The following is a 23562-nucleotide window of genomic DNA, read 5'->3' on the forward strand; positions in this document are numbered from 1 at the left end:
TTACATATGCTCTCATACACTCTTTTGAAGGGGTGGGAAAGATGAAATTCGAGATGCAGAAGGCAACAATGCTGGCTGAGAATATTACGTCTTTCATACGATTTGTTGAAGCGCATTATGAAAATAAGATGGCCTTTTACGGTCAGCCTGATAAATGGTTTCAAGTAAAATTGTTTATAGAGGAGTTTAAGTTTCATATAGTAGCAAGCGAACTATTAAGAATTAATAGATTTACCTGGGATGAAAAATATACGAAACATTTAGTGAACCAAATTCATGAGGGGATGATGGTCATAGAAGAATATATTAACAGGAATTATAATGACCTTTTTCTCCTGTCTGGAAGAATTCATACACTAAAGAACCTAAGGCAGCCATTTGTTGTGGAAAAAAGTAATGGGTAGAGAGAGTGCTTGTCATAATGTAGCAGCGTAAATAATATAATTATTTCTGATCCGTTTAAATGTTCTAAATAATTTGTATGCTTTTTAGAACGAATGATATAATTATGTCGTTAAAGTCTTGCCGGATGAGGATATTGTGACACGCAATTTTAGAATGTCATGGGGAAGGGGAATGAACGTATGAAAGCAGCAGATTTACATGTCAAAGGTGCATATATTGGCGGAGAATGGGTCGTACCAGATGAAGGAAAATTAATTAAGGTTCGCAATCCTGCGGATGGTTCCTTGCTTGCTCTTGTTCCAAGAGGCGGGGAAGAGGAAATTAATTTAGCCGTTAAAGCGGCAAAGAAGGCGTTCTATTCAAAGGAGTGGAAATCATTTCCTTACCATAAACGAGGCCGGCTGCTTTATCAGACCGCCGATTTCATTCGCGAAAATAAAGAAGAGCTTGCTAGACTAGAAACATTAGATGTCGGCAAACCGCTTATCCAAGCAGAGACAGATGTAGAAATTGCTGCCCGTTATTTTGAATTTTATGCAGGTGTGGCAGATAAAATTATGGGAGAAACCATTCCGGTTGAGGATGGCATCATCAACTATACTGTTCGTGAACCCATTGGAGTTGTTGGACATATCATTCCATGGAACTATCCGCTTCAAATCGCAGCACGAAGTATTGCGGTTTCCATTGCGACAGGCAATGCCTGTGTGCTAAAACCTGCTGAGGATACTCCATTAACAACCTTAAAACTCGTACAAATCATGGAAGCCTTGCAACTCCCAAAGGGGATCATCAATGTTGTCACAGGCTATGGACATGAAGCTGGTGCGGCTCTTTCTGCGCATCCTGAGGTGAATCATATTACCTTCACTGGGTCAGTAGAAACAGGGAAGAGAGTCATGGAAACTGCTGCAAAAAATATTACTCCCGTAACATTGGAGCTTGGCGGTAAATCTCCAAATATTGTTTTTGCAGATTGTAATGAAGAAAACGCGTTAAATTGGGCACTCAAATCAATTATCCAAAATGCAGGTCAGACATGTTCGGCAGGATCAAGGCTTGTAATCGAAAAATCAATCAAGGACAGTTTTGTTGAAAAATTAGCAGCTAAAATGGAAAAGCTCACGATTGGTCAAGGGCTTGAAAATCATGATCTAGGTCCTGTACTGTCAGAAAAGCAGTTTGAGAGGATTCAAGGTTTTCTAGACCTAGCCAAAAAAGACGGCTTAAAGATTGCCACTGGCGGGGAGCGCGTACTGGACAATGGGTGTGAATCTGGTTATTTTCTGCAGCCGACTATAATAGATGAGGTTCCGCCAGAGCATTATGTTGCACAGGAGGAAATATTCGGGCCAGTCCTAGTCGTAAGCACCTTTGAAACAGAAGAGGAAGCGATCGAGATTGCCAATGGTACATCCTATGGACTTGTTGCCGGCGTTTGGACAGAAAATGCCGGACGTGCCCACCGTGTAGCCAATTCCCTACAGTGCGGCCAGGTATTTATTAATCATTATGGAGCGGGCGGCGGCATCACCCAGCCATTTGGCGGTTATAAGCATAGCGGCTTTGGAAGAGAAAAAGGACTGGAAGCTATTAAAAATTACACGCAAGTTAAAAATATTGCATTGAAATATTAAAAAATAAGACCGCTCTCCCGTGAGAAAAGGGAGCGGTCTTTTGTTATTTTAAAAGAGTATTTATTTTTTGTTCCTGGCTTCAACTTGGACAAACAACCCATTATAGTAGGACTGCTTATCTAAAATTTCTAACTGGTTTGCTTGGATCAATTCAACTGTATTTCGGTTTAGACAGCAGCCATCACATATCCTTTTCCAGAAAGGTGTGAGCCATTCCTGTAATTTGGCTAACATGTCTTGATCCATCTTAACGTGCTCAAAAACAAGAACCTTTCCATTTGGTTTACAGACTCTTTTGATCTCGTGAATTGCAGCTTCTGGATTGGGAATTGTGCACAGCGCCAAGGTTACAATCACGGTATCAAAGACATTGTCAGAAAAAGGCAAACGCTCTGCCGTTCCCTTAAGGACTTCAACAGGGACGGCAGCCAGACCCCTTCTTTTCTGTGACCGTTCAATCATATCCTCACTGGGTTCAATCGCTGTCACCTTCTCAACATCATGATAAAAAGGAAAGTTAATGCCAGTACCAGAGCCAACCTCCAACACCGAACCGCTGGCTCGATCAATCAGATCCCTTCGAATCGCTTTAAATCTACGCTTTTCCAAGGGACTCATAAAAAAATCATACCATTTTGAAAAGGATTTACTCATAATTAACAACCCCGTTATGGAAGAAAGAGACAGTGAACTTATCTCTTCCTCAATCGTTTTTATATGTATTGTTTGAATAAAAGCTTGTATAGATTAAGAAAATTTTTCACAATAAGCCTTAATATTATTTTATTATAGCAAAACCCATGAATCTTTTGTCATGCTTTGGGACATCCATGGTATACTTTTTTTAGTTACATCATGTTATTGATTTTAATAATGTTAAAGAGGGGCAATTATGAAGGATGAAAAATTAGGTAATTTAATTAAATCAATTCGAAAAAAAAATAAAATGACTTTAAAGCAAATATCAGAAAAAACAGGCTTGTCAATTAGCTTTTTATCACAAGTTGAGCGTTCGAAAAGTTTAGTAACTTTAGCATCTTTAAAAAAAATCTCTGAAGCATTAGGCGTTAGTCCAAGTTGTTTTTTTGAAGCCAATTTTTTTGACCCTAGTTCAAGTATCATAAGAAATCAAGATCAAGAAGCGTCTAAGGATTTAAAGTTTTGTCTTAAAAATTTGACAGGAAATATACAGAATCCTATTTTTGAACCCATTCTGGCCACATTGTACCCAGGAGAGGAAAATAGGAAACCATATATACATAATGGTCAAGAATTTATCTATATTCTTGAAGGCATGCTGACTGTCATATTAAATAATGAAAAGTTTGAATTACATCCTGGAGATAGTATGCATATAAATTCAAGTGAACCGCACACTTGGTTTAATGAGACAAATAACATTGTGAAACTGCTATTAATTACTGCACCACCAAAGCCGGGAGGTATGGATTGAGCCTAAAAGTATTATAACAATATAACTTCCCGTTATTATGAATAGTCAGAATTTTATATTGACTATAAATATTTGAAAATCTATAATTGTGAATAGCATCAATTTAGGCTTTTTTACCTGATGCTATTTTAATAACGGAAAATTGAAGTGGTACTTCAAAAAGGGGGACAATATAATTTTTTTAGTTAAAAATTGAAGTGTAGCTTCAAAAAAACAGAGGGGAGTTGTGGAATACAGAAACATAAGAAGTTCTTTACTAAGAAATTGAAGTGACACTTCAATTTTGTTAATACGGGAGCATCTGAAAAATATAAGGAGGGAAATACAAGGTGAGAAACTATAAAAGAGTAACAATAATAAGTTTGGTTCTTGTGATGGTTATATCAATTTTGTCAGCATGTCAATCTGAAGCATCCTCAGGCGATGGATCCGGGGTATCACAAAAGGTATATAAGTGGAGGATGGTTACACATCAAATTCCAGGGACATCAAGATACGAAGGGACGGTTGTTCCATTTGTTGAGGCAGTTAAAGAGGCTTCAGGTGGCCGATTAATTATCGAACCATATGGGGCAGATAATCTATTCCCTACTACAGATACTTTTGACAACGTTAAAAATGGCGTAGTTGAAATGGCAGCTATTTATACAGGATTTTGGTCAGGTAAGGACCCAATCTTTGGCCTTGGAGGAGGAACAATTCCTGGTGACCCAATAAAAGGATTTAGCCAGCATTATTACCGGTCGGAAAAACTAGAACCACTATTAAGTAAGGCATATGAAAAACACGGTATTAAAAACCTAGGATCTTTTGACCTTGCACCAGAAGAAATTCTAATTTCAACAGTACCTATCAGATCAGTCGAGGACTTTAAAGGGAAAAATATTAGAGCGGCTGGGATCGCAAACTTATTTTATGGAAAGTTAGGTGCTTCATCTATTTCATTATCTGCACCTGAAATATACACAGGTTTGCAGTTAGGTACGATTGATGCTGCAGAATACAATGATTTTCTTGTAAACAAAGAAATGGGTTTACATGAAGTTACTAAATATGTAATCAATCCTGCTATTCACGTGGGTCCAAGCAGTGATAAGGAATTAATTGTTAATCCTAAAGCATGGGATGAGCTTCCTGATGATTTGAAGGAAATAGTTTTAAACGCTAGAGATAAGGCAAGATACCTATCAGCTATGTCTTATTCCGTAGAAAACCTAAAAGCTAAACAAGCATGGATTGATAAAGGTGTTGAAATCATTGATCTTCCTGCAGAAGATGTTGCGAAAATGAGAGAAGTAGCTTTTGAACTATTACTAGAATATAAGGATCAAGGCACGGAAACGGCTGAGTACATTGACGCTTATGCAGAAGTATTACACGATTTAGGGTACGTGGAAGAAGCAAAGAAACTTGGCTTTACGAAGTAAGGACTTCTCAAAATTTAAAGATACGGTGATGCTATGAGAACTTTTCAGAAACTAACAGCAAAATTATCTTCTTGGTCTATGTGGGCAGTTAGCTTTTTAATCTTACCTTTAGCCATTGTTGTAGTATATACCGTAATTATGCGCTATTTTTGGGCCAAAGCCCCTGTTTGGGGCTTTGAAGTCCCAATTTTTTTATACGGTATATTCTTTATGGTTGCCGGTGCTGAGGGACTTAGATTAAAAGTGCATGTAACGGTTGATGTTTTTCCAAGAATGCTTAATGAAAAAGGAAAACAAGTATTAGAGGCAGTTTCTAGTCTTGTCATAATTATTGTCTGTCTGGTGCTAACTTATCATGGATATAACATGGCTTTGGATTCAACATTAATAAATGAGCACTCTACGCACCAAAGCACGTTTAACCCACCAATATGGTGGTTTAAGTGGTTTATTCCGATTTCTGCGTTTTTAATATTATTACAGGCAATTAGTGAGTTAATTTCTACTATTTATAGGTTCCTAGGAAAGGAGAGTAAAAATGATGCTTGATTTTACACCTATTTTGATGTTCATCGTACTTTTTCTCATGCTTTTTCTAGGAGTACCTATTGCCTTCTCTTTAAGTTTCACAGGGATTGTATTCGCTTTTTTTCTATGGGGGTTTGATAGCACAAGTTTATTAGCAAGTGCTGCATGGGGTGTAATGAACAACTTCACACTAATCGCCATACCTTTGTTTATTTTTATGTCTACCCTTTTAGAAAAATCAAATATTATTGCCGATCTATATGAGACATTCTACAAGTGGTCTGGCGGACTAAGAGGCGGGCTAGTAATAGCAACCATTATTGTTGGGGCCATCCTTGGAGCGGTTTCAGGAGTTGTAGCCGCTGGTGTTATTGGATTAGGATTGATTGCTTATCCGCTGATGAGAAAATATGAATACCAAGAGGGTTTAAGTCTAGGCTCTATTATGGCCTCAGGGACATTAGGACAGCTTATCCCACCAAGCCTAAATATGATTGTTTATGGTGCCATAACAGGAGTATCTGTGTCTCAAATATTTGCAGGCGGACTAAGCGCAGGTATTTTTCTTGCATTGTTATTTATTGTTTATGTTTTTATTAGAACATTAATTAACAAGGACCTAGCTCCTGCTCTATCAAAAGAAAATAGAGCAACTTGGGGTGAAAAATTTTCCTCGCTAAAAACGGTATTTCTTCCAATGATTCTAATCATTATTGTTTTGGGTTCGATTTTTTCAGGAGCTGCAACTCCAACCGAGGGTGGGGCAGTTGGTGCCCTAGGAACTTTAGTTCTTTGTTTATTTACTAAAAGATTATCAATTAAGAGTTTATTAAACTCACTATCCGATACAATTAAAATGTCGACGATGGTTGGGTGGATTTTAATTGGTGCCGCTTGTTTTAGTTCGGTTTTTTCAGGTATCGGCGGAAACCGAATGGTGGAGGAAATTGCGAATGCTGCCCCGGGAGGAAAATGGGGAGTATTGATCTTATCAATTATTTTTATAGTCTTTCTTGGAATGTTCTTAGAGACAGTGGCTTTAATTATGCTGGCTGCTCCAATTATTTCTCCATTGATTGCTAATTACGGCTTTGATCCATTATGGTGGGCAATTGTTTTTATGGTTATCTTGCAAACAGCCTTTTTAACACCGCCATTTGGGTTCGCTATATTTTATCTTAAGAGCGCAGTCCCTAAAGATGTCCCAATAGAAAGAATCTATAAAGCAACCTTCCCGTTTCTATTGCTACAGCTTTTGGCAGCCATTATTTTAATTGTATTTCCTTCATTTGCGCTTTGGCTTCCAAGGTTACTAGAGTAAATGATTATGAAATTTTAGGAGGAAGATAAAATGACTACGACTAGAGGAGCTTATCCCGTTTTAATTACCCCAATGACAGAGGGGCAGGAAATTGATTGGGGCGGAGTAAAGAATAATGTCAATTACTTTATAGACCAAGGCGTTGCAGGTATTGTCATCAATGGAAGCACTGGTGAATTTGTCAGTCTATCAAAAGATGAAAAATTCCAAATGGTTGAAACGGTTATGCAGGAAGTAAACGACCGTATCCCAGTTATTATCGGGACTGCCGCAGAAACAACAAAGGAAACAATTGAGTACACAAAGCAAGCTGAATCATACGGAGCTGACGCAGCTTTAATTATTAATCCTTATTACATGAAGCCGAAGGAAAATGAAATCTATCATCATTTCAAAGAGGTTTCCAGTGCAGTTAATCTGCCAATCATGCTTTACAACAACCCATTCACTTCCGGTGTGAACATGAGCACAGAGCTAATGCTTAAGATCGGTAAAGATTGCGAAAACGTTACTCATATTAAGGAATCAAGCGGTGAAATCGGTAAAGTAAGAGATCTTGCAAGAAAAGGCAAGGGTGACTTCGAAGTATTCTGCGGCGCGGAAGAACTTGTCATGGAGTCTTACCTTGTTGGAGCAACTGGCTGGATTTCTGTGGCAGGAAACATCGTGCCACAGCTTGTAACAGAAATGTACAACCATTTCCAAAACGGCGAGCTTGAAGAAGCATGGGCAATCAATGACCGTATTTTACCGCTATGTGCGTTCCTTGAGGGATCTGGGAAATATGTGCAAATCGTGAAGAGAGCCATGGAACTAACTGGCCAGGCTGGCGGCCCTGCTCGTTACCCTCGTCTAGGCCTATCAGCTGAAGAAGATCAGCAATTAAAAGACCTTCTAGCTGGTCTATCAGTTGCACTAGTGTAACGCATTAACGCAGCGGGGGCCTGACCCCCGTTATTGTAAAGCGTTAACGCAGTGGGGCGCCGGTGTCCTTTGTCTGCAGGGAATTAAATTTGTGAAGGGGAGATATCATGCAAGCGACAAATTATACATTGAAGCCAAAGGTGCAGGAGTTTTTAGAAGGTGTAAAAGGTTTATATATTAACGGTGAGTATGTGCCATCGATTAGCGGCAAGACGTTTGCTGTTTTAAATCCAGCAAATGAAGAAGTGATTGCTGAAGTGAGTGAAGCACAAGAGGACGATATCAATGCTGCGGTAGCTGCTGCAAGAAAGGCCTTTGATCAAGGTGAATGGACGAAAATGGATGCAGCTGAGCGCTCTCATCTCATCTATAAATTTGCTGATCTATTAGAAGAGAACCGTGAAGAGCTAGCCCAGCTGGAATCATTGGATAATGGTAAACCATATGAAGTCGCTCTTGCAGATGACGTCGATGGAACTGTTCAGCATTTCAGATACTATGCAGGCTGGGCAACGAAACTATTCGGCAAGACTACGCAAATTTCAAAGGATTATGTTACTTACACAGTACATGAGCCGGTTGGAGTTGTAGGCCAAATTATTCCATGGAACTTCCCGCTCGCCATGGCTGCCTGGAAGCTTGGATCCGCACTAGCTGTCGGCTGTACAGTCGTTATCAAGCCGGCAACTGAAACACCGCTGTCACTTCTATACGCAGGAAAGCTGTTCAAAGAAGCAGGTTTTCCAGACGGTGTTGTAAATATTGTACCGGGATCTGGAAGAATTGCCGGTGAAGCCATCGTCACACATAAAGATGTTGATAAAGTTGCCTTTACTGGATCAACAGCCACTGGAAGAGAAGTCATGAAAAAAGCTGCCGAGCAAATTAAAGGTGTTACGCTAGAGCTTGGCGGAAAATCACCAGCCATTATTTTAGATGATGCTAATCTTGATGAAGCTATCGAAGGGGCATTTAGCGGAACGATGTATAATCACGGGCAAAACTGCAGTGCATGTACCCGTGTATTTGTCCAGCGAGGCATCTATGATCGTGTTGTAGAAGCTTTAGCAGAAAAAGCTAAAGCAGTGAAAGTAGGACCTGGAATGGATCCTGAAACAGAAATGGGACCGCTTGTTTCAGCTAAACAGCATAAAACGGTTCTTAGCTATATAGAGCAAGGGAAAGAGGAAGGCGCTCGTCTTGTAGCCGGCGGCGAAAAAGCATATGAAAAAGGATATTTTGTGCAGCCAACTGTTTTTGCCGATGTAGAAGATCAAATGGTGATTGCCCGCGAAGAAATCTTCGGTCCTGTTATGTCCATTTTTGTTTTCGACACAATCGAAGAAGTTATTAAACGTGCAAACGACAGTGATTACGGCTTAGCAGCAAGTGTTTGGACAGAAAATATCAAAAAAGCCCACTATATTGCAGGAAAGCTGCAATCCGGTACCGTTTGGATTAATGACTTTGGCCTTGAGTGGGAAACAATGCCATTCGGCGGCTACAAACAATCAGGAATCGGCCGCGAAATGGGCGGAGAATACGGCCTGCAGAACTATACAGAAGTGAAAAGTGTATTTGTTAACATAAAGCAGAATGAGAAACTTCAATAATTATAGCTTAGTAATAGTAAGGAGCAAAGATAATCCAATCTTTGCTCCTTTTTTGTACAGTGAAGTGATGGGGGACAGGCCCCGCTGCTTTACCGCGTTAAAGATATTCCCCAATCATCTCTTAATCTTCGTAATAAAAATCATCCCAGGGAAAAGGACGATGGATACAACTAGCAGGACGATGATCATTGTATTTTGGCTGTGATCGGTAATGCCTTTGGCAAATGTGACCCCGAATAAACTGGAGGCAAGGATGTTGCCGATAAATCTTGAGGTCATTAACAAGCCGGCGGCTAAACCACTTTCTGCTTTGGATACAAAAGAGTATAGGAGATTTTGCAGCCCAATATTGATAGTGCCGTTGCTAGTCCCGATGACTGCTAAGCCTATGACAATCCAATATAGCGGCGAATTCTGCCCAATAATCAACAAGATCAGAACTCCAATCACACCAACGGTTACACCAGATAATATTGGAAAACGGAATCCTGCCGCTTCCATCCATCGAGTTGCAATTGGGGTAACAATCATTCCGAAAATAGATAGTGACAGCATCATTAATCCCGTTGTTTTAGTATCCAGCATAATGACACTCTGTAAATAAGTAGGCATAGAAAGCAGTAACGCAAAAAATATAACGGTTGTCATTATATATTGAATATATACAAAGGAAATATTAAGATTTTTTCTTAAAAAATTCACGTCAATAAACGGTTCAGCCTTCCTATTTTCATATAGGAAAAATAGCACGGTTATTGCTGCGGAACCAATAAAGGTCCATAATGAAAAGCCATACTCTAACTGAAGAAAGAAGTACATCCATAAGAAAATCAATGAGCTAAATAAAATAATTCCAATGCCATCCCATTTAAAATCACCTTTTCCAATCTTTCCATCAGAAGGTATAAAAACAATAGCCAGTATGGCTGAAAGAATGATAACCGGAAAGTTTACATAAAAAATAATCGGCCATCCGCCGTATTGAATTAATAATCCGCTGATGGTTGGTCCAAAGGCAGCTGAAGTGGTTGCAAAAATGGACAAAGTACCAATAACCCTATTTTGATTTTTATCAATATGGTTGCGAACAATCCCAATGCCGGCAGGATAAAGCGCAGACGTACCAATCGCCTGGATTGTTCTCATTCCCAGAAGAAAAAGCATATTAGGAGATAGCGGGGCTGTAATTGAAGAAATCGCTACTAAAATCAAACCTAATAGAAAAATCTTTTTCCTTCCATAATGATCACTAAGTTTCCCGATCAAGGGCAGAAAAACAGCACTTACCATGAAATAAGAGGCAATCAGCCATGAAATATCGCTTGATGTCAGACCGAATTCTTTCCTGATTTCCGGTAAAGCCACCGTAATCATCGTCGTATTCAACGGATTTAAAATAACCCCCAAAGCAACAGCCAAAATTAATAAATTTGGTCTGCTAACCGGAGAAGCTTTTGCCATCACTGACATACTTTATCAATCCCTTTAAAATATCCTTATATTTACTCCATTAATCTATTAAAACAATAAATATAGAAATTGTCACGTAAACAAGAAGAGGTGAATCAACGCATTAACGCTTTAAATGACGGGGGGCCTGACCCCCGCCGCGTTAATACGTTAACTCGCTGGGGGACAGGCCCCCGGTGCGTTAATTGGATAAAGTGTGTTGCTGCTTTCTGATAAAGTTTGAAATATTAAGTAAATGACTGCGGCATATGGTAAGATTTATGTAAATAGGTAATTTTTTATGAGAGGAGCCATTAGATGACACAGCAATTTAAGGCATTAGTTGTAAATAAAGTGAATGAGGATTTTTCTGTTAAGATTGAAAATCTTACTTTAAATGACCTGCCAGGTGACGGCGTTTTAATTAAAGTGGAGTATTCAGGCATTAATTATAAGGATGGACTGGCAAGTATTCCGGAAGGGAAAATTGTTCGATCATATCCTTTTATTCCTGGGATTGATTTAGCAGGAACGGTCGTATCATCTGATGATCCTCGTTTTAAAGAAGGGGATCAGGTCATTGCGACAAGCTATGAAATCGGGGTTTCGCATTTTGGCGGTTACAGTGAGTATGCCCGCATTCCTGGGGATTGGATAGTCCCTTTGCCAGAAGGAATGTCCTTAAAAGAATCAATGATTTTTGGAACAGCAGGATTTACTGCTGCACTTTCTGTAAAGGCCCTTCAGGATCATGGCGTTACACCAGAAAAAGGCAAGGTACTTGTCACAGGTGCCACTGGCGGTGTCGGAAGCACAGCTGTTTCGATGCTTGCTAAAAAAGGCTATCATGTCGTGGCCAGTACTGGGAAAGCGGAAGCAAATGACTATTTGCGCCAGCTTGGTGCGGAGGAAATTGTTTCGCGTGAAGAGGTCCATAATGGAAAAATAAAAGCATTGGACAAGCAGGTATGGGCAGGAGCCGTTGATCCGGTTGGCGGAGAAACATTGGCAGCGATCTTAAGCAAAATTAACTACAATGGATCCGTCGCCGTCAGCGGCTTGGCAGGCGGTACAAATGTTCCGGCAACTGTCTTTCCTTTTATTTTACGGGGGATAAATCTTTTGGGCATTGATTCTGTCTATTGTCCGATGGAAACCCGTAAAGAAGTTTGGAATCTGATGGCAACTGACCTTAAACCTGAGAACCTGACAAATATTGTTGAAGCAGAGATTACTATCGAGGAGCTTCCTGAATACTTACCAAGGATTTTAAAAGGCCAGTCCAGAGGACGAGTTCTTGTAAAAATGAATTAAAAGAACCGCTTATTTGATTGCAGCGGAAATGAACGGCCAAATTTAACAGAACTAAAAGAAAAAGCCGATCTTTCGGAGCATATCAATCCGAAAATCGGCTTTTAGTTTTTACTTTGATGTTTCCGTAGATTTTTCTTTTTCAAACAAAACAATTAATCCTGGAAGCAGCACGCCTCTGATGAGGAAGGTGTCTAGAAGAATACCTACTGCAACAATGAAGCCAAAGACAAATAACAGCTGAATAGGCTGGGTCATTAGAACAGCAAAAGTGGCTGCAAGGATGATTCCGGCTGACGAAATCACTCCGCCCGTATTAGCTACGGCAATCTCAACCGCTTCTTTGACTGAGTGCTTTTTTCTTTCCTCCTGGTATCTGGAAATCAATATAATATTATAGTCTATGCCCAAAGCAACTAGGAAAACAAAGGCGTATAGCGGTACCCTGTCGCTTATGGTGCCGATATCGAAGAACAGATTGGTTAAGAACATGCCAAGGCCCAAAGCGGCAAGGAAAGATATTAGAATCGTTCCCATCATATAAACTGGCATTTTAATCGATTTTGTCAGAACAATTAACAGGATAAAAATAAGCAGGGTCTCCAGTGAAACAATTAAAATAAGGTCACGGTCGTTAACCGCACGTTCATCGACCTTTGCTGCTGTTTCTCCGGCAAAGTAAAGCTCCCCATTAACCTGAGCATTTTTAATAATGTCAGGTGCCTGATCACGCATTTTTTCTAAAGCGTCCATCGTTTCACTTTCATAGGGACTTTCCGCAAAAGTCAGGCTGTAGTTAATGATTTTCCCATCTTCCGTTTTTCCGTTAACCCTGACATTTTCTACTAGGGGCTGCTCCGCAAGAACATTTTTCATCTCAACTTGCTGTTCATCTGTGATGGTTTCTGGAGCCTCGAAAATGACTGTTGTTGGTGCCAAATCCCCCTTAGCAAATTTCTCTTCAAGGATTTCGTATCCCTGTCTTGATGGCATATCTTTCGGGAAAGATTTCATCGTATCAAATTCATATGTCAAATTAAACATGTTGCTTGCGGAAAGGAGCAGGAAGATTCCCACAACACCTGCGGACAGCCCTGGCTTTTTCGCAACGAATCGGCCAACGCTTCCCCAGAAGGTATGGGATTTTTCTTTACGCTCTCCAACCTTAGGGATTTTAGGCCAGAAGGATTTTCTGCCAAAAAGTGTGAATAACGCTGGCACAAGTGTAACGGACGCAAGCATGATGACTACCATCGTTGTCCCAAAGGTTGGCGCAAAATTACGATAATCGCCAAACTCTGCAAAAAACAAGACAAGCATGGCTGCGAGTACGGTTCCGCCTGAGAAGAAAACAGGCATGCCGGTTTCGCGCATCGCCATCTTCATCGCATCATATTTGCTCTCATGATTTATGAGTTCCTCACGGTAGCGAGAGAAAACAAATAAGGAGTAATCAATGACGGCCGCGAATAATAAAATGGTCATAATCGATAAGGTTTGGTTGCTCATGACGAGTCCCGCAGCCCCTAGCAAGCCAAGAATCTGGTTGACTACTTCGTAAACAAAAGCAGCGGCAAGCAGCGGAATCAGCGCTAATAACGGCGAGCGGTAAATAACTACCAGCAGAACAAGAATTAATCCGACGGTTGAAAGAATTAAAACAAGATCTGCTCGTGAAAATAAATCAAGAGAATCGACAGCGATGCCAGCTGGCCCTGTGAAAAATAGATCCAGATCAGTTTCCTGTTTGTTCATTTTGCGTATTTGTTCCATTGAAGTCCGGATTTCTTTTGTTTCCAAAGACTCATTAAAACTTAGTGGAATAATGGCTGTGGTTTTATCCTCGGAAAGGAACCCTGCTGCAGCTTGAGGCGGTAAAGATGATAAAGGGATCAACTGATCGACGCCATTAATTTTTTCCTGTTCAATCCGATCAAATAGGCTTGCGATCTTCTGGAAATTTATTTCGCCATTTCTTGATTGAAAAACTAGAATAGCAGGGATGCCGTCATTATTTTTAAAATTTGCATCTGCCTTTTGTTTGGCAATGACCGATTGTGCGTCTTTAGGAAGGGTGTCCAGACTATTGACTTGGTAATCCTTTGCGCTGGGTGCAAAAATAGCTAAAACCATCGTCAAAATTAACCATGCAGCCAATGTCATCCACATGCCTTTTTTAGAAGAGACCCAATCGGTTATATGCTGTAAAAAGGATTTCATTTATTATGCTCCTTTCATCCTGTTTTAAGGTGACACATGTGTTACTTTTATGAAAAATAAAAGACACCTATGCTCATTGTTATTATCTTTCAAAAGTTACACAGGTGTCAATTATCAATTTTTACAAACATACCGTCCTGCAAAATTTCTTTAATGGAGGACACCCATTCGGAATACGGGATGCCAAAATGATTAGGGATTGTTATGGTTTGAAAAATAAGTCCTAGTACCAATCCGTCTGCCAGGTGCTTCTTTATTCGTCCCTCATCTTTTCCAAGCTGGATGAAACCTGTTAGAGCACCATACATCTGGATGTGGAGTTTATCTAGCTTTTCCTTGTTTTCACGTACTTTCTTTGTAGACTGGACCGGAAGCTGCATGCCGATCTTAATTAACTCCTGAAGATCAGGGTCTTGAAAGATGAGATCAATCAAATAGTGAAATTGAGAGTCGAAATCCGGATAATTTCCTATCTTATCTAGCTCATTAAAAAAGTTCTCATACTCATCAAGCATATAATCGGTAATGAGCTCTTCCTTATTTTCGTAATACTTATAAAGCGCTGACCGGGAAATGTCCATCCGCCCTGCAAGCAGACTAAAAGTAAACCCATCATATCCGCACTCAAGCAGCAACCCGCGAGTCTCCCGATACAACTCTTCAACTGTAAACTTCCTCTCACGTGCCATCTTATATACCTCTTTCTTGAATACTCTTTCACTATATTAACACATTTCAACTGAGCCGAATTCCACCGTTTAAATTTGCAATAATACCGGCATTAGTGAACATGTGCTTTAGTACTTTAAACCACTGGGGGCCTGACCCCCAACGCGTTAATGCGTTAATATGTTTATGGTTGCAATGCAGGTATAATCTATTCAAATTATAACGGAAAGTGGGTTGAACGCAAGCGGTTGGAAGGGATAGGTATTTAGGTCCGGTTTTTGTTTTGCCAAATTATTTAACGGAAAAAGATGTGGACTTATTTTGAGGTTAGAGGATCAAAGATATTTAAATAACAAATAGTGATGAAGCGAGCAAATATCGAATGTTTATAGTTTTTCTAAATAAAATTTAAATATTTTTTAGTATATATTAATAATTTAAATGTTTTATACAAATAATTCCCTGCGAAATTTGGAATTTGTTTGCATCTGTTTTTTTATCATTTCTTCTAAGTACATTTATCCTTCTAATTATTATACAATTCTTAAATTTGATATTAATAGTATGTTTTATTTTTTGATGCAGCACCACATAAATTCCGCCAAATATAAAATTATATACCAATATTTTTATAGCTATTGATTCTATCAAAAAGGCACCAAGACTAAACGATATAAAAAGATTTTTTATTGACGAAAAAACAGGCTAGTGTTAATATTCACAATAGTCAAAGAAGTTAAATTTTTTTGGCGAATTTTATCACTTTCTAGGAAGGGGGAAAAAGGAAAAAATATATAATCTTAATATCTTTTGTTTGATGATATTGTAAGGGCTTCCAAGTTTACATTTTCATAGGTACATAGGACCAAAAAAATTTTGGGAGGTTAACATGAAGAAAAGTTTAACTCTACTTATTACATGCGTATTTTTATTAATGATTATCTTAACGGGATGTGGTGGAACGGACACTGCAAGTTCAGGTACAGAAAAGAAATCAGGCAACAATTCTAGTGGTAAGGATGTAATTGAATGGAATTTTTCAATTTGGGGTGGTGCTCGTGCTTGGACATACCCTGTTGAAGATTGGGCGAAAGCAATGAGTGAACAAACGGATGGGAAATGGAAGATTAACATCCATTACGGTGAAGCACTTGGGCCAGCAGCAGAGCAATTAGATGGATTATCTAATGGATTGTTTGAAGCAGCGGCAATAGCACCGTTCTATACTCCGGGTAAACTGCCTTTACAGCAGGTAATGGACTTGCCATTTATTTCTCCATTAGACCACAAAGAATTAATGGAGTTATTAATGGCTGTTTGGGACCATCCGGAAATTAAGAAGGAAATGGATAGCTGGAATATCAAGCCTTTATTCCCTGGGATGCCTACACAGTATGAATATATGGGAGTTAAGAAGATTGAAAAGGCAGAGGACTTTAAAGGTGTAAAAATTTCTGGAATGAGTGCAGAACAAGGTCAGGTTTTTGAATTGTTTGGAGCTGTACCTACTCCGATGCCTGCTCCTGAACTATACAGCAGTTTAGAGCGCGGAACTATTGATGGCGCAATCTTCCCTTACAGCTATACTTTTGGTTCCTATAACCTTTTTGAGGTTGCCAAATACAATACTGTTGGAATCGCGGCCGGGTCGCCAATTTCTACTTTCTTCGTAAATAAAGATGCTTGGGAAGCTTTGCCAGATGATTTTAAACAGATGCATGAAACATATGTTAAAGATGTATTTATGGATAATTCCATAAAGTACTATGAAGAGGCTGACAAAAAGTGGATTAAGGAATTTGAAGATAAAGGTGTAGAAATTATCACATTGCCTAAGGAAGAACGGCAAAAGTTCCTTGATAAATCACAAGTTGTTTGGGACAAATGGGTCGAGCAGTGGAAGGATCGCGGTCCTACCCAGGAGATTTTAGATTTTGTTCTGGAAAAGCGAAAAGAGATTAGCGGATTTTAAAGTGAAATAGTGATTGGAGCGCAGAGATTGAATTTGGCAATTTTCGTCTCATATTAAATGCGCTCCTTTCCTACTCTTTTTTATGAGCGGAGGGCAGATATCTAAATTTACTTAAAAGGATGATGAATAGTGGATAATCTCATTAGAAGGTTAGATAAAATTGTTGCTTTTATGGAAGGTAAGTTAACATTCATTTCTGGCTTATCCATTTTTTTAATGATGATGCTTATTACGTTTGATGTTTTGGGAAGAAATTTATTTAATCATCCCTTGGTTGGTGCTCAGGAAATTACGGAAATGTTAATGGTCGTAACCGTGTACTGTGGTATTGCTTATACACAGCGGGAAAACGGTCATGTTGGAATGGACTTGCTGATTACAAAAGTGTTTAAAGGTGCGATAAGAAAAATAGCTCTTACCATAATATTAATTCTAGCAGTTGGTGTGAATCTCTTAGTCTCATACTTTACCTTTCAAAATGCCATAGATACTTACCATAAGGGAGTTGTAAGTATTTATCTAATGTGGCCAGTATGGTTCTTGCCGCTATTTGTATCAATTGGGTCTATTATTCTATCTGCAAGGTTATTTGTTGATTGGTTAGATGAGCTCTTTAATACAAAGAATATAGACTCGAATAGTACAGCTGATTTGACTGTTGAAGAGGATTTAACTATTTAAATTTTTTATTCATTAATAACATAAGTCATAAGGGGGTAAGGAGATGACGGATTTACAAATTGGTATCCTAGGGTTGGTCATTTTGCTTATATTAATCATACTTGGGATGAGAGTGGCTTATGCTGTAACCATTGTCGGGGCCCTAGGAGTTATCATGATTCAAGGTTGGAGCCCGGGAACAAAGTTTATTGGTTATTTGCCAAGCTCTGAGGTAGGTTCATATACTTATAGTGCTATCCCTTTGTTTGTCCTCATGGGTTACTTTACATATTATGCAGGAATTGCAGATGATCTCTTTAAAACAGCACGTGCATGGATACAGCACATTCGAGGCGGATTACCGATAGCAACTGTAATTGCCAGTGCAGGTTTTGCAACTGTTTCTGGTGCAAGTACTGCTTCAACAAGTGTATTAGGGAAAATCGCTATACCTCAAATGTTAAATTCAGGGGTGGATAAAAAACTTGCTGCTGGAGTAGTTGCCATGGGAGGATGCTTAGCAGCACTAATACCGCCAAGTACGATTATGATTGTTTATGGAATTTTAACGGAACAATCGATTTCAGCTATGTTAATTGCTGGAATTATACCAGGTGTTGTTACTGTCCTTATTTATATTTTAATGATCTATGTGAGGGCTAGAATGAATCCTAATACTGCCCCTGTAACAAAGGCTGCATCTTGGAAAGAGAGATTTAAATCCTTGAAAAATACTTATGCCATGCTAGTCTTGGTTGCCCTAGTAATCGGCGGAATTTATTTTGGATTTTTTACTCCGACTGAAGCAGCGGGCATTGGTGCAATTGGGGCATTAATTATCGCCTTAGTATTAAGAAAGTTATCGAAAAATGACTTTAAAACTGCCTTATTGGAAACAACCAAGACAACAGCCATGATTTTCTTAATAATGGTTGGGATTTCAATCTTTATCCGGTTTTTAGCCTTGGCAGGCGTAAACACTGCAATTAGTAATTTTGTAGTATCTCTGCCGATTTCGCCTCTAGCCATTATCATTGTTATGCTAGTTTTTTATCTTATCCTTGGAATGTTTATGGATGCGATAAGCATGATGATGTTAACGCTGCCGATTTTCTTTCCAGTGGTCATGGAATTAGGTTTTCATCCAATATGGTTTGGTATTTTAGTTGTTAAAATGACAGAGATTGGACTTGTTTCTCCTCCAGTTGGACTCAATTGTTTTGTTGTCCGCAGTGTTGCTCCAAAGATTCCATTAGGACAGATTTTTATTGGTGTTTTACCTTTTATCGCTGCAGAGATTGTGGTAGTAGCCATTTTAATTTTAATGCCAGAATTGGTAACATTCTTGCCTGAAATGCTGAGTAAGGGATAATCCATTTCTTTATTTCAGTAAATTTAAAATAAATTTTATTTTATAAAAAGGGAGAGATATTGCGTGATAACGAAATCAAATGATATATCAGGATGGAGTCTGTCTGATCTGGCTAATGCCATTGAAAGTAAAGAGGTTTCACCCGTAGAGGTAACAAAGCTGCTTTTGGCTAGAATAGATTCAAATGATAAAGAGCTGAATTCCTATATTACAGTGATGGAAGACCGAGCATTAAAAGATGCTATGGACGCTGAAAATGAAATACTGAGTGGGAATTATAAGGGACCATTACACGGAGTACCAATAGCTGTTAAGGATAATGTATATATTAAGGGTGTAAAAAATACTGCCGCATCAGAAATCTATAAAGACTTTATTCCAGATGAAGATGCCGAACTGGCTGCAAAGCTTCAGAATGCAGGAGCGATTATTATTGGGAAAACTAATATGCATGAATTTGCTTATGGTGGAACCGGAGACCGTTCCTATTTTGGTGCTCCAAGAAATCCGCACAATTTAGCAAAAATAACTGGAGGATCTAGTTCTGGATCCGGAGCCGCAGTTGCTGGCCATATGGCATACGGTGCGATTGGATCTGACACAGGGGGTTCTATTAGAATACCTGCTTCTTGCTGTGGAATTGTAGGTATGAAGCCAACATTTGGCAGTGTGAGCAAATATGGAACCGTAGCTTTAGCCATGTCACTCGATCATTTCGGTCCAATGACTAAAACTGTCAAGGATAATGCTATCATGTTAAATGCTTTAGTTGGCTATGATTCAAGGGATCCTTTTTCAATTAATAGAAAACAAGAGGATTTCACGGAAGAAATAGGAAAATCGGTGAAAGAATTAACCATTGGAATTCCTTCTAATTACTTTTTTGATATTCTTCAATCAGAGGTCAGAGAATCAATCAATGAAACGATCGAGGATTTAAGAGCACAGGGAATAAACCTTAAAACTGTCACGGTAGACCTAATGGATGAATTGATGAATGCAACTAGGGTAATCATGAGCTCTGAGGCCTACTCTGCTTTTGAAAAAGAGTATAAGGAACATCCTGAAAAAATCGAAGGTGAAGTAAAATCACGGATTATGGAAGGAAAGGATATAAAAGCCAGTGAATATCTTCAGGCAATAAAAACAAAGCACAAGGCAATGGCCGCATTAAATGATGTGTTTAGAAATGTTGATATATTACTGGTACCTACTCTTTGTATTTTACCAACGGATATTGATCAGCGTGAAGTAGAAATCGACGGTAAGATGACCCCGACAAGAATTTTAAACCGTTTAACGAATCCAAATAATACAACAGGATTTCCAGCTATCTCAGTACCAGGAAAACCTAAAAATGGTTTGCCGGTTGGGGTCCAGTTAATCGGGGCGCCGCTGTCAGAGAAAAAGTTATATCGTTTTGCTTCGTTTATTGAGGAGCTGAATAAATAAAAAGGGCATTTATTGCCCTTTTTTCTTTGCAAAAAAAAGCAGCTCACGCCAATAGTCCTAGTTCAAATTAAATAAATATTTTTATTGTTATATTTTTACAGTGAATATATAATCTTTGAAGGAGGATATCTAATTGAAAATTTCCTCCCTTTTAAATTTTCAAAAAGGGGCTTGGTGCCTGGTTTAGGGGAGTGTTGTTGTGTTTAGTGGATTTTTAGTAACCCACATTGTTTCAGGAATCGTTTGTTTGGTTAGCGGGATTTTTGCGATGTCGTACAAAAAGAGAAGAGGGAAACACACCTTAGCAGGGGAGATTTATCACGGGTCTTATGTCCTCGTCTTTATTTCCGCTGTTGTTATGTCGATTGTGCATTGGGAGGAAAGTGCATACCTTTTTTATATTGCGGTATTTTCCTATGCACTTGCCATCATGGGGTATCTTGCTGGAAAACGAAGATGGAAAAACTGGCTTGGTACTCATATTGGCGGGATGCTGGGATCATATATCGGTATCGTCACAGCAACCATTGTGGTCAACATTCCGAAAGTTCCCGTATTAAATGAAATCCCCGTCCTCATTTTTTGGTTCCTGCCGACCATTATCGGAACCCCATTTATCATCATGGTTGGACAAAAATACAAACCAAAGAAGCGAACTAAACCTACTCATCAGGTTTAATTAACAAAAAAGAAGCCAGCGGCTCGCCTAATAATAGGATACAAAAGAGACTGTGAGGACAAGGGCAACAATGAAACCTTGTCCTGTTTACTATGCAGGAAAGCAGGGCAGGAACAGTCTTGCTCTCCGTGGGGGAGAAACACTTGAAGGATGAATTTATAAACATTTACGATGAGTTCTTTGATGATGTATACCGGTATGTGTATGTAAAAACAAGCAATAAGTGGGATACAGAGGATATCGTTAGTGAGACATTTCGGAAAGCTTTTGAAAAATGGGATGTGCTAAACGATAAGACTGGAGCCAAATCATGGCTGCTGGCTATTGCCAGAAATACAGTCATTGATTACTATCGGAGGAAAAAGCACCTCCCTATGGGAGATGATGTGGAATTTTATCTGCAATCTCAACCGTTTGAGGACCCTTTCGAACAATCAGCCGATTTGGATTGCCTCAAACAAAGCCTTGGCCACTTATCAAAAGAAGAATATGAGATTACCAATTTAAGATATTTTGCCGGGCTGAAATTTAAGGAGATGGCCGCAATTTTACAAAAGGCGGAGGATTCCCTTCGTGTGAAAGCAAATCGCCTGACGAAAAAGCTAGGTAAATTAGTAAAGAAATGTCTGGGGGAAATTTGATGGATCCAGAAATCGAAAAGCAGCTCCGGCAGCTGCGCAACCATATCTATATTGATGAGACATTCAAGCAAAGCTTGCGCAAAGACTTTTTGAAGAAGCGAAAAAAGCCAATATGGAAAATGCCGTGGGTCGCTGTGTCGGCTGCTGCGATTGTATTCCTAGCAATTCTTATCACCAGCTTCCAAGTCGAGCACACAAATGCAAGCTCTTTAAATGTGGCTAATTCGATCTCATTTTTTGATGTAGGTGAGGGTGAAATAACCGCCTATTCCCACTATCAGGGGAATCTATATGTATCGATTAAGAACAAAGGAATTTACCTCAACAGCAGCGGCGATTTTGAAAAAATAACAACGTTGACAGCGGATAGTATGAATTCCTCAGTCAATGAAGAAGGCCTGCTGTTAACAAACGGCGGTAGCATTTATATCCTTCATCCAACAACAAAGGCAACTGAAGAAATAAAAGCCGGATCCTATTCTCATCCTGCGTGGAAGGATTCCAAAACTATTTTTGCCGAAAAAAATAACACCATTGTTGAAATCGACCTTCAAACGTTAAAGGAAAAACAGGTGACTGAAGGGACCATGCCTTCCTATATCAAGGAGGAAAAGAAACTTGTGTTTGCACGTGATGGTGCCATCATCCTCAGGGACCGCATCGGAAGAGAAACCAAGGCTGATGATGGAACAGACCCTGCGGTTTCAGCACAAGGCGGATATTTTTCCTATGTGAAGGAGGAAGAGGGTGTTGAAAACGTCTGGATTGCTGACACCGATTTAAAAACAAGAAAAAAAGCAACAGCCAATTTTGTAAATGCTCTGGAGCGAACCAAAGGAATTTACCAATACTCCTTGCCGGTTTGGCATTCCGCGGCGAATAGCTTATTTGTTCTTAAAAACAATGGTCAGGAAAATAGCGTTAAGCTGATGAAAATTTCCTTAAGCGATAAGGAATTGACCGCATCTGCGACCGTTGAAAGATTTCTGCAGGCTCTTATAGTCAGGGATGATGATTATGCGAAAAGCATGATGGATAACCCTCCGGAATTCCTTACCTATTCTAATCCATACCAAATAGGGTTCGAAGTATTGAATGCCAAAATAGACGGAGACCTCACAAATGTGACAGCCAAAGTATATTGGACCTATACAGCCAATCCGTATTATAAAATATCAGCCTATGAATTTGAATTAGTGAAAAAGGAACATCATTATGTGATTGCCAAGGTGACAGAAAAAGATGCTAAAGAACTTGCTGATCTTGAAAACAATGGCGTGATTGAGATGATCAAATCAGACCAGAAGGAAAAACTCTTTTCTATCGATGACGTTCCAAAGGAATGGCTGGGACGAGAAAATAATCGTATTAGTTCATTAGTTATGGATCCAGACGGTGAAAAAATTATATTTAGCCTCCAGGAAATGACTGAACGGCCTAATTTGTCTGGCGTCACGTTCATTGAGTATGATCTTTCAGCAAAAACCTTTAAGAAGCTCATCCGGCTAGATCCGGAAAATAGCAGGAATGACATCGTGATCAGACATTTGTCCATTGATCCATCCGGCCAATACATTGCGGCTGATCTTTTTTCAGGGGAGCAGCCTGAAGTCGTAATTTTCGATATAAAACAGGTAAAACAAGTCGCGGATATGCATGGCGCAGCATCTGTCTTTTGGCAGGGTGAACAGCTCATTATAGAAAAGTGGCATGAAAACCAGTCCACACTATATCGATTCAATCCCCAGACTGATGAAAAAAAATATTTCTAAAAAGATGTTACGAAAGTCAAACTCAGCCGTTATTATGTGTGGAATGACAAAGGGCCC

Annotated in this window: 20 protein-coding genes; 16 read left to right on the forward strand and 4 right to left on the reverse strand. The window is 39.3% G+C overall.

The genetic code is table 11. The features are described from left to right. The first annotated feature begins 41 nt into the window (after nucleotides 1-41). Both AC1Q59_RS03440 and AC1Q59_RS03445 read left to right on the forward strand, forming a co-directional pair. Nucleotides 42-404: a hypothetical protein gene (locus tag AC1Q59_RS03440; protein WP_492364385.1), complete on the forward strand. Its 363-nt coding sequence runs from the start codon at nucleotides 42-44 to the stop codon at nucleotides 402-404. 180 nt (nucleotides 405-584) lie between these two features. Then, nucleotides 585-2042, forward strand: a complete 1458-nt coding sequence (locus AC1Q59_RS03445) for an aldehyde dehydrogenase family protein (RefSeq protein WP_492364386.1) — start codon at nucleotides 585-587, stop codon at nucleotides 2040-2042. 60 nt (nucleotides 2043-2102) lie between these two features. Here AC1Q59_RS03445 and AC1Q59_RS03450 read toward each other — a convergent pair whose 3' ends face one another. Then, complete coding sequence (locus AC1Q59_RS03450) at nucleotides 2103-2696, reverse strand: class I SAM-dependent methyltransferase (protein WP_492364387.1); 594 nt, start codon at nucleotides 2694-2696, stop codon at nucleotides 2103-2105. Between the two features lie 238 nt (nucleotides 2697-2934). On the opposite strand from AC1Q59_RS03450, the gene AC1Q59_RS03455 reads away from it, so the two are divergent. From AC1Q59_RS03455 to AC1Q59_RS03480, 6 genes are all read left to right on the forward strand, one after another. After that, nucleotides 2935-3495, forward strand: a complete 561-nt coding sequence (locus AC1Q59_RS03455) for a helix-turn-helix domain-containing protein (RefSeq protein WP_492364388.1) — start codon at nucleotides 2935-2937, stop codon at nucleotides 3493-3495. Between the two features lie 329 nt (nucleotides 3496-3824). After that, nucleotides 3825-4922, forward strand: coding sequence for a TRAP transporter substrate-binding protein (locus AC1Q59_RS03460; protein ID WP_492364389.1), 1098 nt, complete (start codon nucleotides 3825-3827; stop codon nucleotides 4920-4922). 33 nt (nucleotides 4923-4955) lie between these two features. Next, the gene (locus tag AC1Q59_RS03465; protein WP_492364390.1) at nucleotides 4956-5471 is read left to right on the forward strand and encodes a TRAP transporter small permease subunit; all 516 of its coding nucleotides are present in this window, start codon (nucleotides 4956-4958) and stop codon (nucleotides 5469-5471) included. Next, nucleotides 5461-6771 (forward strand): TRAP transporter large permease, encoded by a 1311-nt coding sequence (locus tag AC1Q59_RS03470; protein WP_492364391.1) that lies wholly within the window; start codon nucleotides 5461-5463, stop codon nucleotides 6769-6771. Before AC1Q59_RS03465 ends, AC1Q59_RS03470 begins: the two co-directional genes overlap by 11 nt. 30 nt (nucleotides 6772-6801) lie before the next feature. Beyond that, nucleotides 6802-7695 (forward strand): 4-hydroxy-tetrahydrodipicolinate synthase, encoded by an 894-nt coding sequence (dapA, locus tag AC1Q59_RS03475; RefSeq protein WP_492364392.1) that lies wholly within the window; start codon nucleotides 6802-6804, stop codon nucleotides 7693-7695. A gap of 107 nt (nucleotides 7696-7802) precedes the next feature. After that, nucleotides 7803-9308, forward strand: coding sequence for an aldehyde dehydrogenase family protein (locus tag AC1Q59_RS03480; RefSeq protein WP_492364393.1), 1506 nt, complete (start codon nucleotides 7803-7805; stop codon nucleotides 9306-9308). A gap of 114 nt (nucleotides 9309-9422) precedes the next feature. Here AC1Q59_RS03480 and AC1Q59_RS03485 read toward each other — a convergent pair whose 3' ends face one another. After that, a complete protein-coding gene (locus tag AC1Q59_RS03485; RefSeq protein WP_492364394.1) occupies nucleotides 9423-10778 on the reverse strand; it encodes an MFS transporter in 1356 nt (451 codons plus the stop codon). A gap of 297 nt (nucleotides 10779-11075) precedes the next feature. Here AC1Q59_RS03485 and AC1Q59_RS03490 point away from each other — a divergent pair, with 297 nt between their 5' ends. Next, entirely contained in the window at nucleotides 11076-12071 is a 996-nt protein-coding gene (locus tag AC1Q59_RS03490; RefSeq protein WP_492364395.1) for an NADPH:quinone oxidoreductase family protein, read from the forward strand. A gap of 108 nt (nucleotides 12072-12179) precedes the next feature. Here AC1Q59_RS03490 and AC1Q59_RS03495 read toward each other — a convergent pair whose 3' ends face one another. Both AC1Q59_RS03495 and AC1Q59_RS03500 read right to left on the reverse strand, forming a co-directional pair. Then, the gene (locus AC1Q59_RS03495; protein WP_492364396.1) at nucleotides 12180-14288 is read right to left on the reverse strand and encodes an MMPL family transporter; all 2109 of its coding nucleotides are present in this window, start codon (nucleotides 14286-14288) and stop codon (nucleotides 12180-12182) included. A 107-nt stretch (nucleotides 14289-14395) separates the two neighbouring features. Then, entirely contained in the window at nucleotides 14396-14977 is a 582-nt protein-coding gene (locus AC1Q59_RS03500; RefSeq protein WP_492364397.1) for a TetR/AcrR family transcriptional regulator, read from the reverse strand. 869 nt (nucleotides 14978-15846) lie between these two features. On the opposite strand from AC1Q59_RS03500, the gene AC1Q59_RS03505 reads away from it, so the two are divergent. The 7 genes from AC1Q59_RS03505 to AC1Q59_RS03535 all read left to right on the forward strand — a co-directional run bounded on the left by AC1Q59_RS03505 (nucleotide 15847) and on the right by AC1Q59_RS03535 (nucleotide 23505). Next, nucleotides 15847-16929 (forward strand): C4-dicarboxylate TRAP transporter substrate-binding protein, encoded by a 1083-nt coding sequence (locus tag AC1Q59_RS03505; protein ID WP_492364398.1) that lies wholly within the window; start codon nucleotides 15847-15849, stop codon nucleotides 16927-16929. A gap of 129 nt (nucleotides 16930-17058) precedes the next feature. Continuing rightward, on the forward strand, nucleotides 17059-17610 hold the full coding sequence (locus tag AC1Q59_RS03510) for a TRAP transporter small permease (protein WP_492364399.1): 552 nt from the start codon (nucleotides 17059-17061) through the stop codon (nucleotides 17608-17610). A gap of 43 nt (nucleotides 17611-17653) precedes the next feature. Continuing rightward, nucleotides 17654-18961 (forward strand): TRAP transporter large permease, encoded by a 1308-nt coding sequence (locus tag AC1Q59_RS03515; RefSeq protein ID WP_492364400.1) that lies wholly within the window; start codon nucleotides 17654-17656, stop codon nucleotides 18959-18961. Nucleotides 18962-19024: 63 nt separating this feature from the next. After that, nucleotides 19025-20413: an amidase gene (locus AC1Q59_RS03520; protein ID WP_492364401.1), complete on the forward strand. Its 1389-nt coding sequence runs from the start codon at nucleotides 19025-19027 to the stop codon at nucleotides 20411-20413. A gap of 199 nt (nucleotides 20414-20612) precedes the next feature. Next, on the forward strand, nucleotides 20613-21092 hold the full coding sequence (locus AC1Q59_RS03525) for a DUF2306 domain-containing protein (protein WP_492364402.1): 480 nt from the start codon (nucleotides 20613-20615) through the stop codon (nucleotides 21090-21092). Between the two features lie 143 nt (nucleotides 21093-21235). Then, nucleotides 21236-21733, forward strand: a complete 498-nt coding sequence (locus tag AC1Q59_RS03530) for an RNA polymerase sigma factor (protein ID WP_492364403.1) — start codon at nucleotides 21236-21238, stop codon at nucleotides 21731-21733. Continuing rightward, the gene (locus AC1Q59_RS03535; RefSeq protein ID WP_492364404.1) at nucleotides 21733-23505 is read left to right on the forward strand and encodes a TolB-like translocation protein; all 1773 of its coding nucleotides are present in this window, start codon (nucleotides 21733-21735) and stop codon (nucleotides 23503-23505) included. The genes AC1Q59_RS03530 and AC1Q59_RS03535 overlap by 1 nt, the downstream gene beginning before the upstream one ends. Nucleotides 23506-23562: the final 57 nt, after the last annotated feature.

This window comes from Cytobacillus sp. MT66 (genome assembly GCF_058792595.1).

Coding starts and splice junctions, on each gene's coding strand:
- AC1Q59_RS03470 (WP_492364391.1), top strand. CDS start 5,461: ATGATGCTTGATTTTACACCTATTTTGATGTTCATCGTACTTTTTCTC.
- AC1Q59_RS03440 (WP_492364385.1), top strand. CDS start 42: ATGAAATTCGAGATGCAGAAGGCAACAATGCTGGCTGAGAATATTACG.
- AC1Q59_RS03490 (WP_492364395.1), top strand. CDS start 11,076: ATGACACAGCAATTTAAGGCATTAGTTGTAAATAAAGTGAATGAGGAT.
- AC1Q59_RS03500 (WP_492364397.1), bottom strand. CDS start 14,977: ATGGCACGTGAGAGGAAGTTTACAGTTGAAGAGTTGTATCGGGAGACT.
- AC1Q59_RS03455 (WP_492364388.1), top strand. CDS start 2,935: ATGAAGGATGAAAAATTAGGTAATTTAATTAAATCAATTCGAAAAAAA.
- AC1Q59_RS03445 (WP_492364386.1), top strand. CDS start 585: ATGAAAGCAGCAGATTTACATGTCAAAGGTGCATATATTGGCGGAGAA.
- AC1Q59_RS03480 (WP_492364393.1), top strand. CDS start 7,803: ATGCAAGCGACAAATTATACATTGAAGCCAAAGGTGCAGGAGTTTTTA.
- AC1Q59_RS03515 (WP_492364400.1), top strand. CDS start 17,654: ATGACGGATTTACAAATTGGTATCCTAGGGTTGGTCATTTTGCTTATA.
- AC1Q59_RS03535 (WP_492364404.1), top strand. CDS start 21,733: ATGGATCCAGAAATCGAAAAGCAGCTCCGGCAGCTGCGCAACCATATC.
- AC1Q59_RS03485 (WP_492364394.1), bottom strand. CDS start 10,778: ATGTCAGTGATGGCAAAAGCTTCTCCGGTTAGCAGACCAAATTTATTA.
- AC1Q59_RS03495 (WP_492364396.1), bottom strand. CDS start 14,288: ATGAAATCCTTTTTACAGCATATAACCGATTGGGTCTCTTCTAAAAAA.
- dapA (WP_492364392.1), top strand. CDS start 6,802: ATGACTACGACTAGAGGAGCTTATCCCGTTTTAATTACCCCAATGACA.
- AC1Q59_RS03465 (WP_492364390.1), top strand. CDS start 4,956: ATGAGAACTTTTCAGAAACTAACAGCAAAATTATCTTCTTGGTCTATG.
- AC1Q59_RS03505 (WP_492364398.1), top strand. CDS start 15,847: ATGAAGAAAAGTTTAACTCTACTTATTACATGCGTATTTTTATTAATG.
- AC1Q59_RS03450 (WP_492364387.1), bottom strand. CDS start 2,696: ATGAGTAAATCCTTTTCAAAATGGTATGATTTTTTTATGAGTCCCTTG.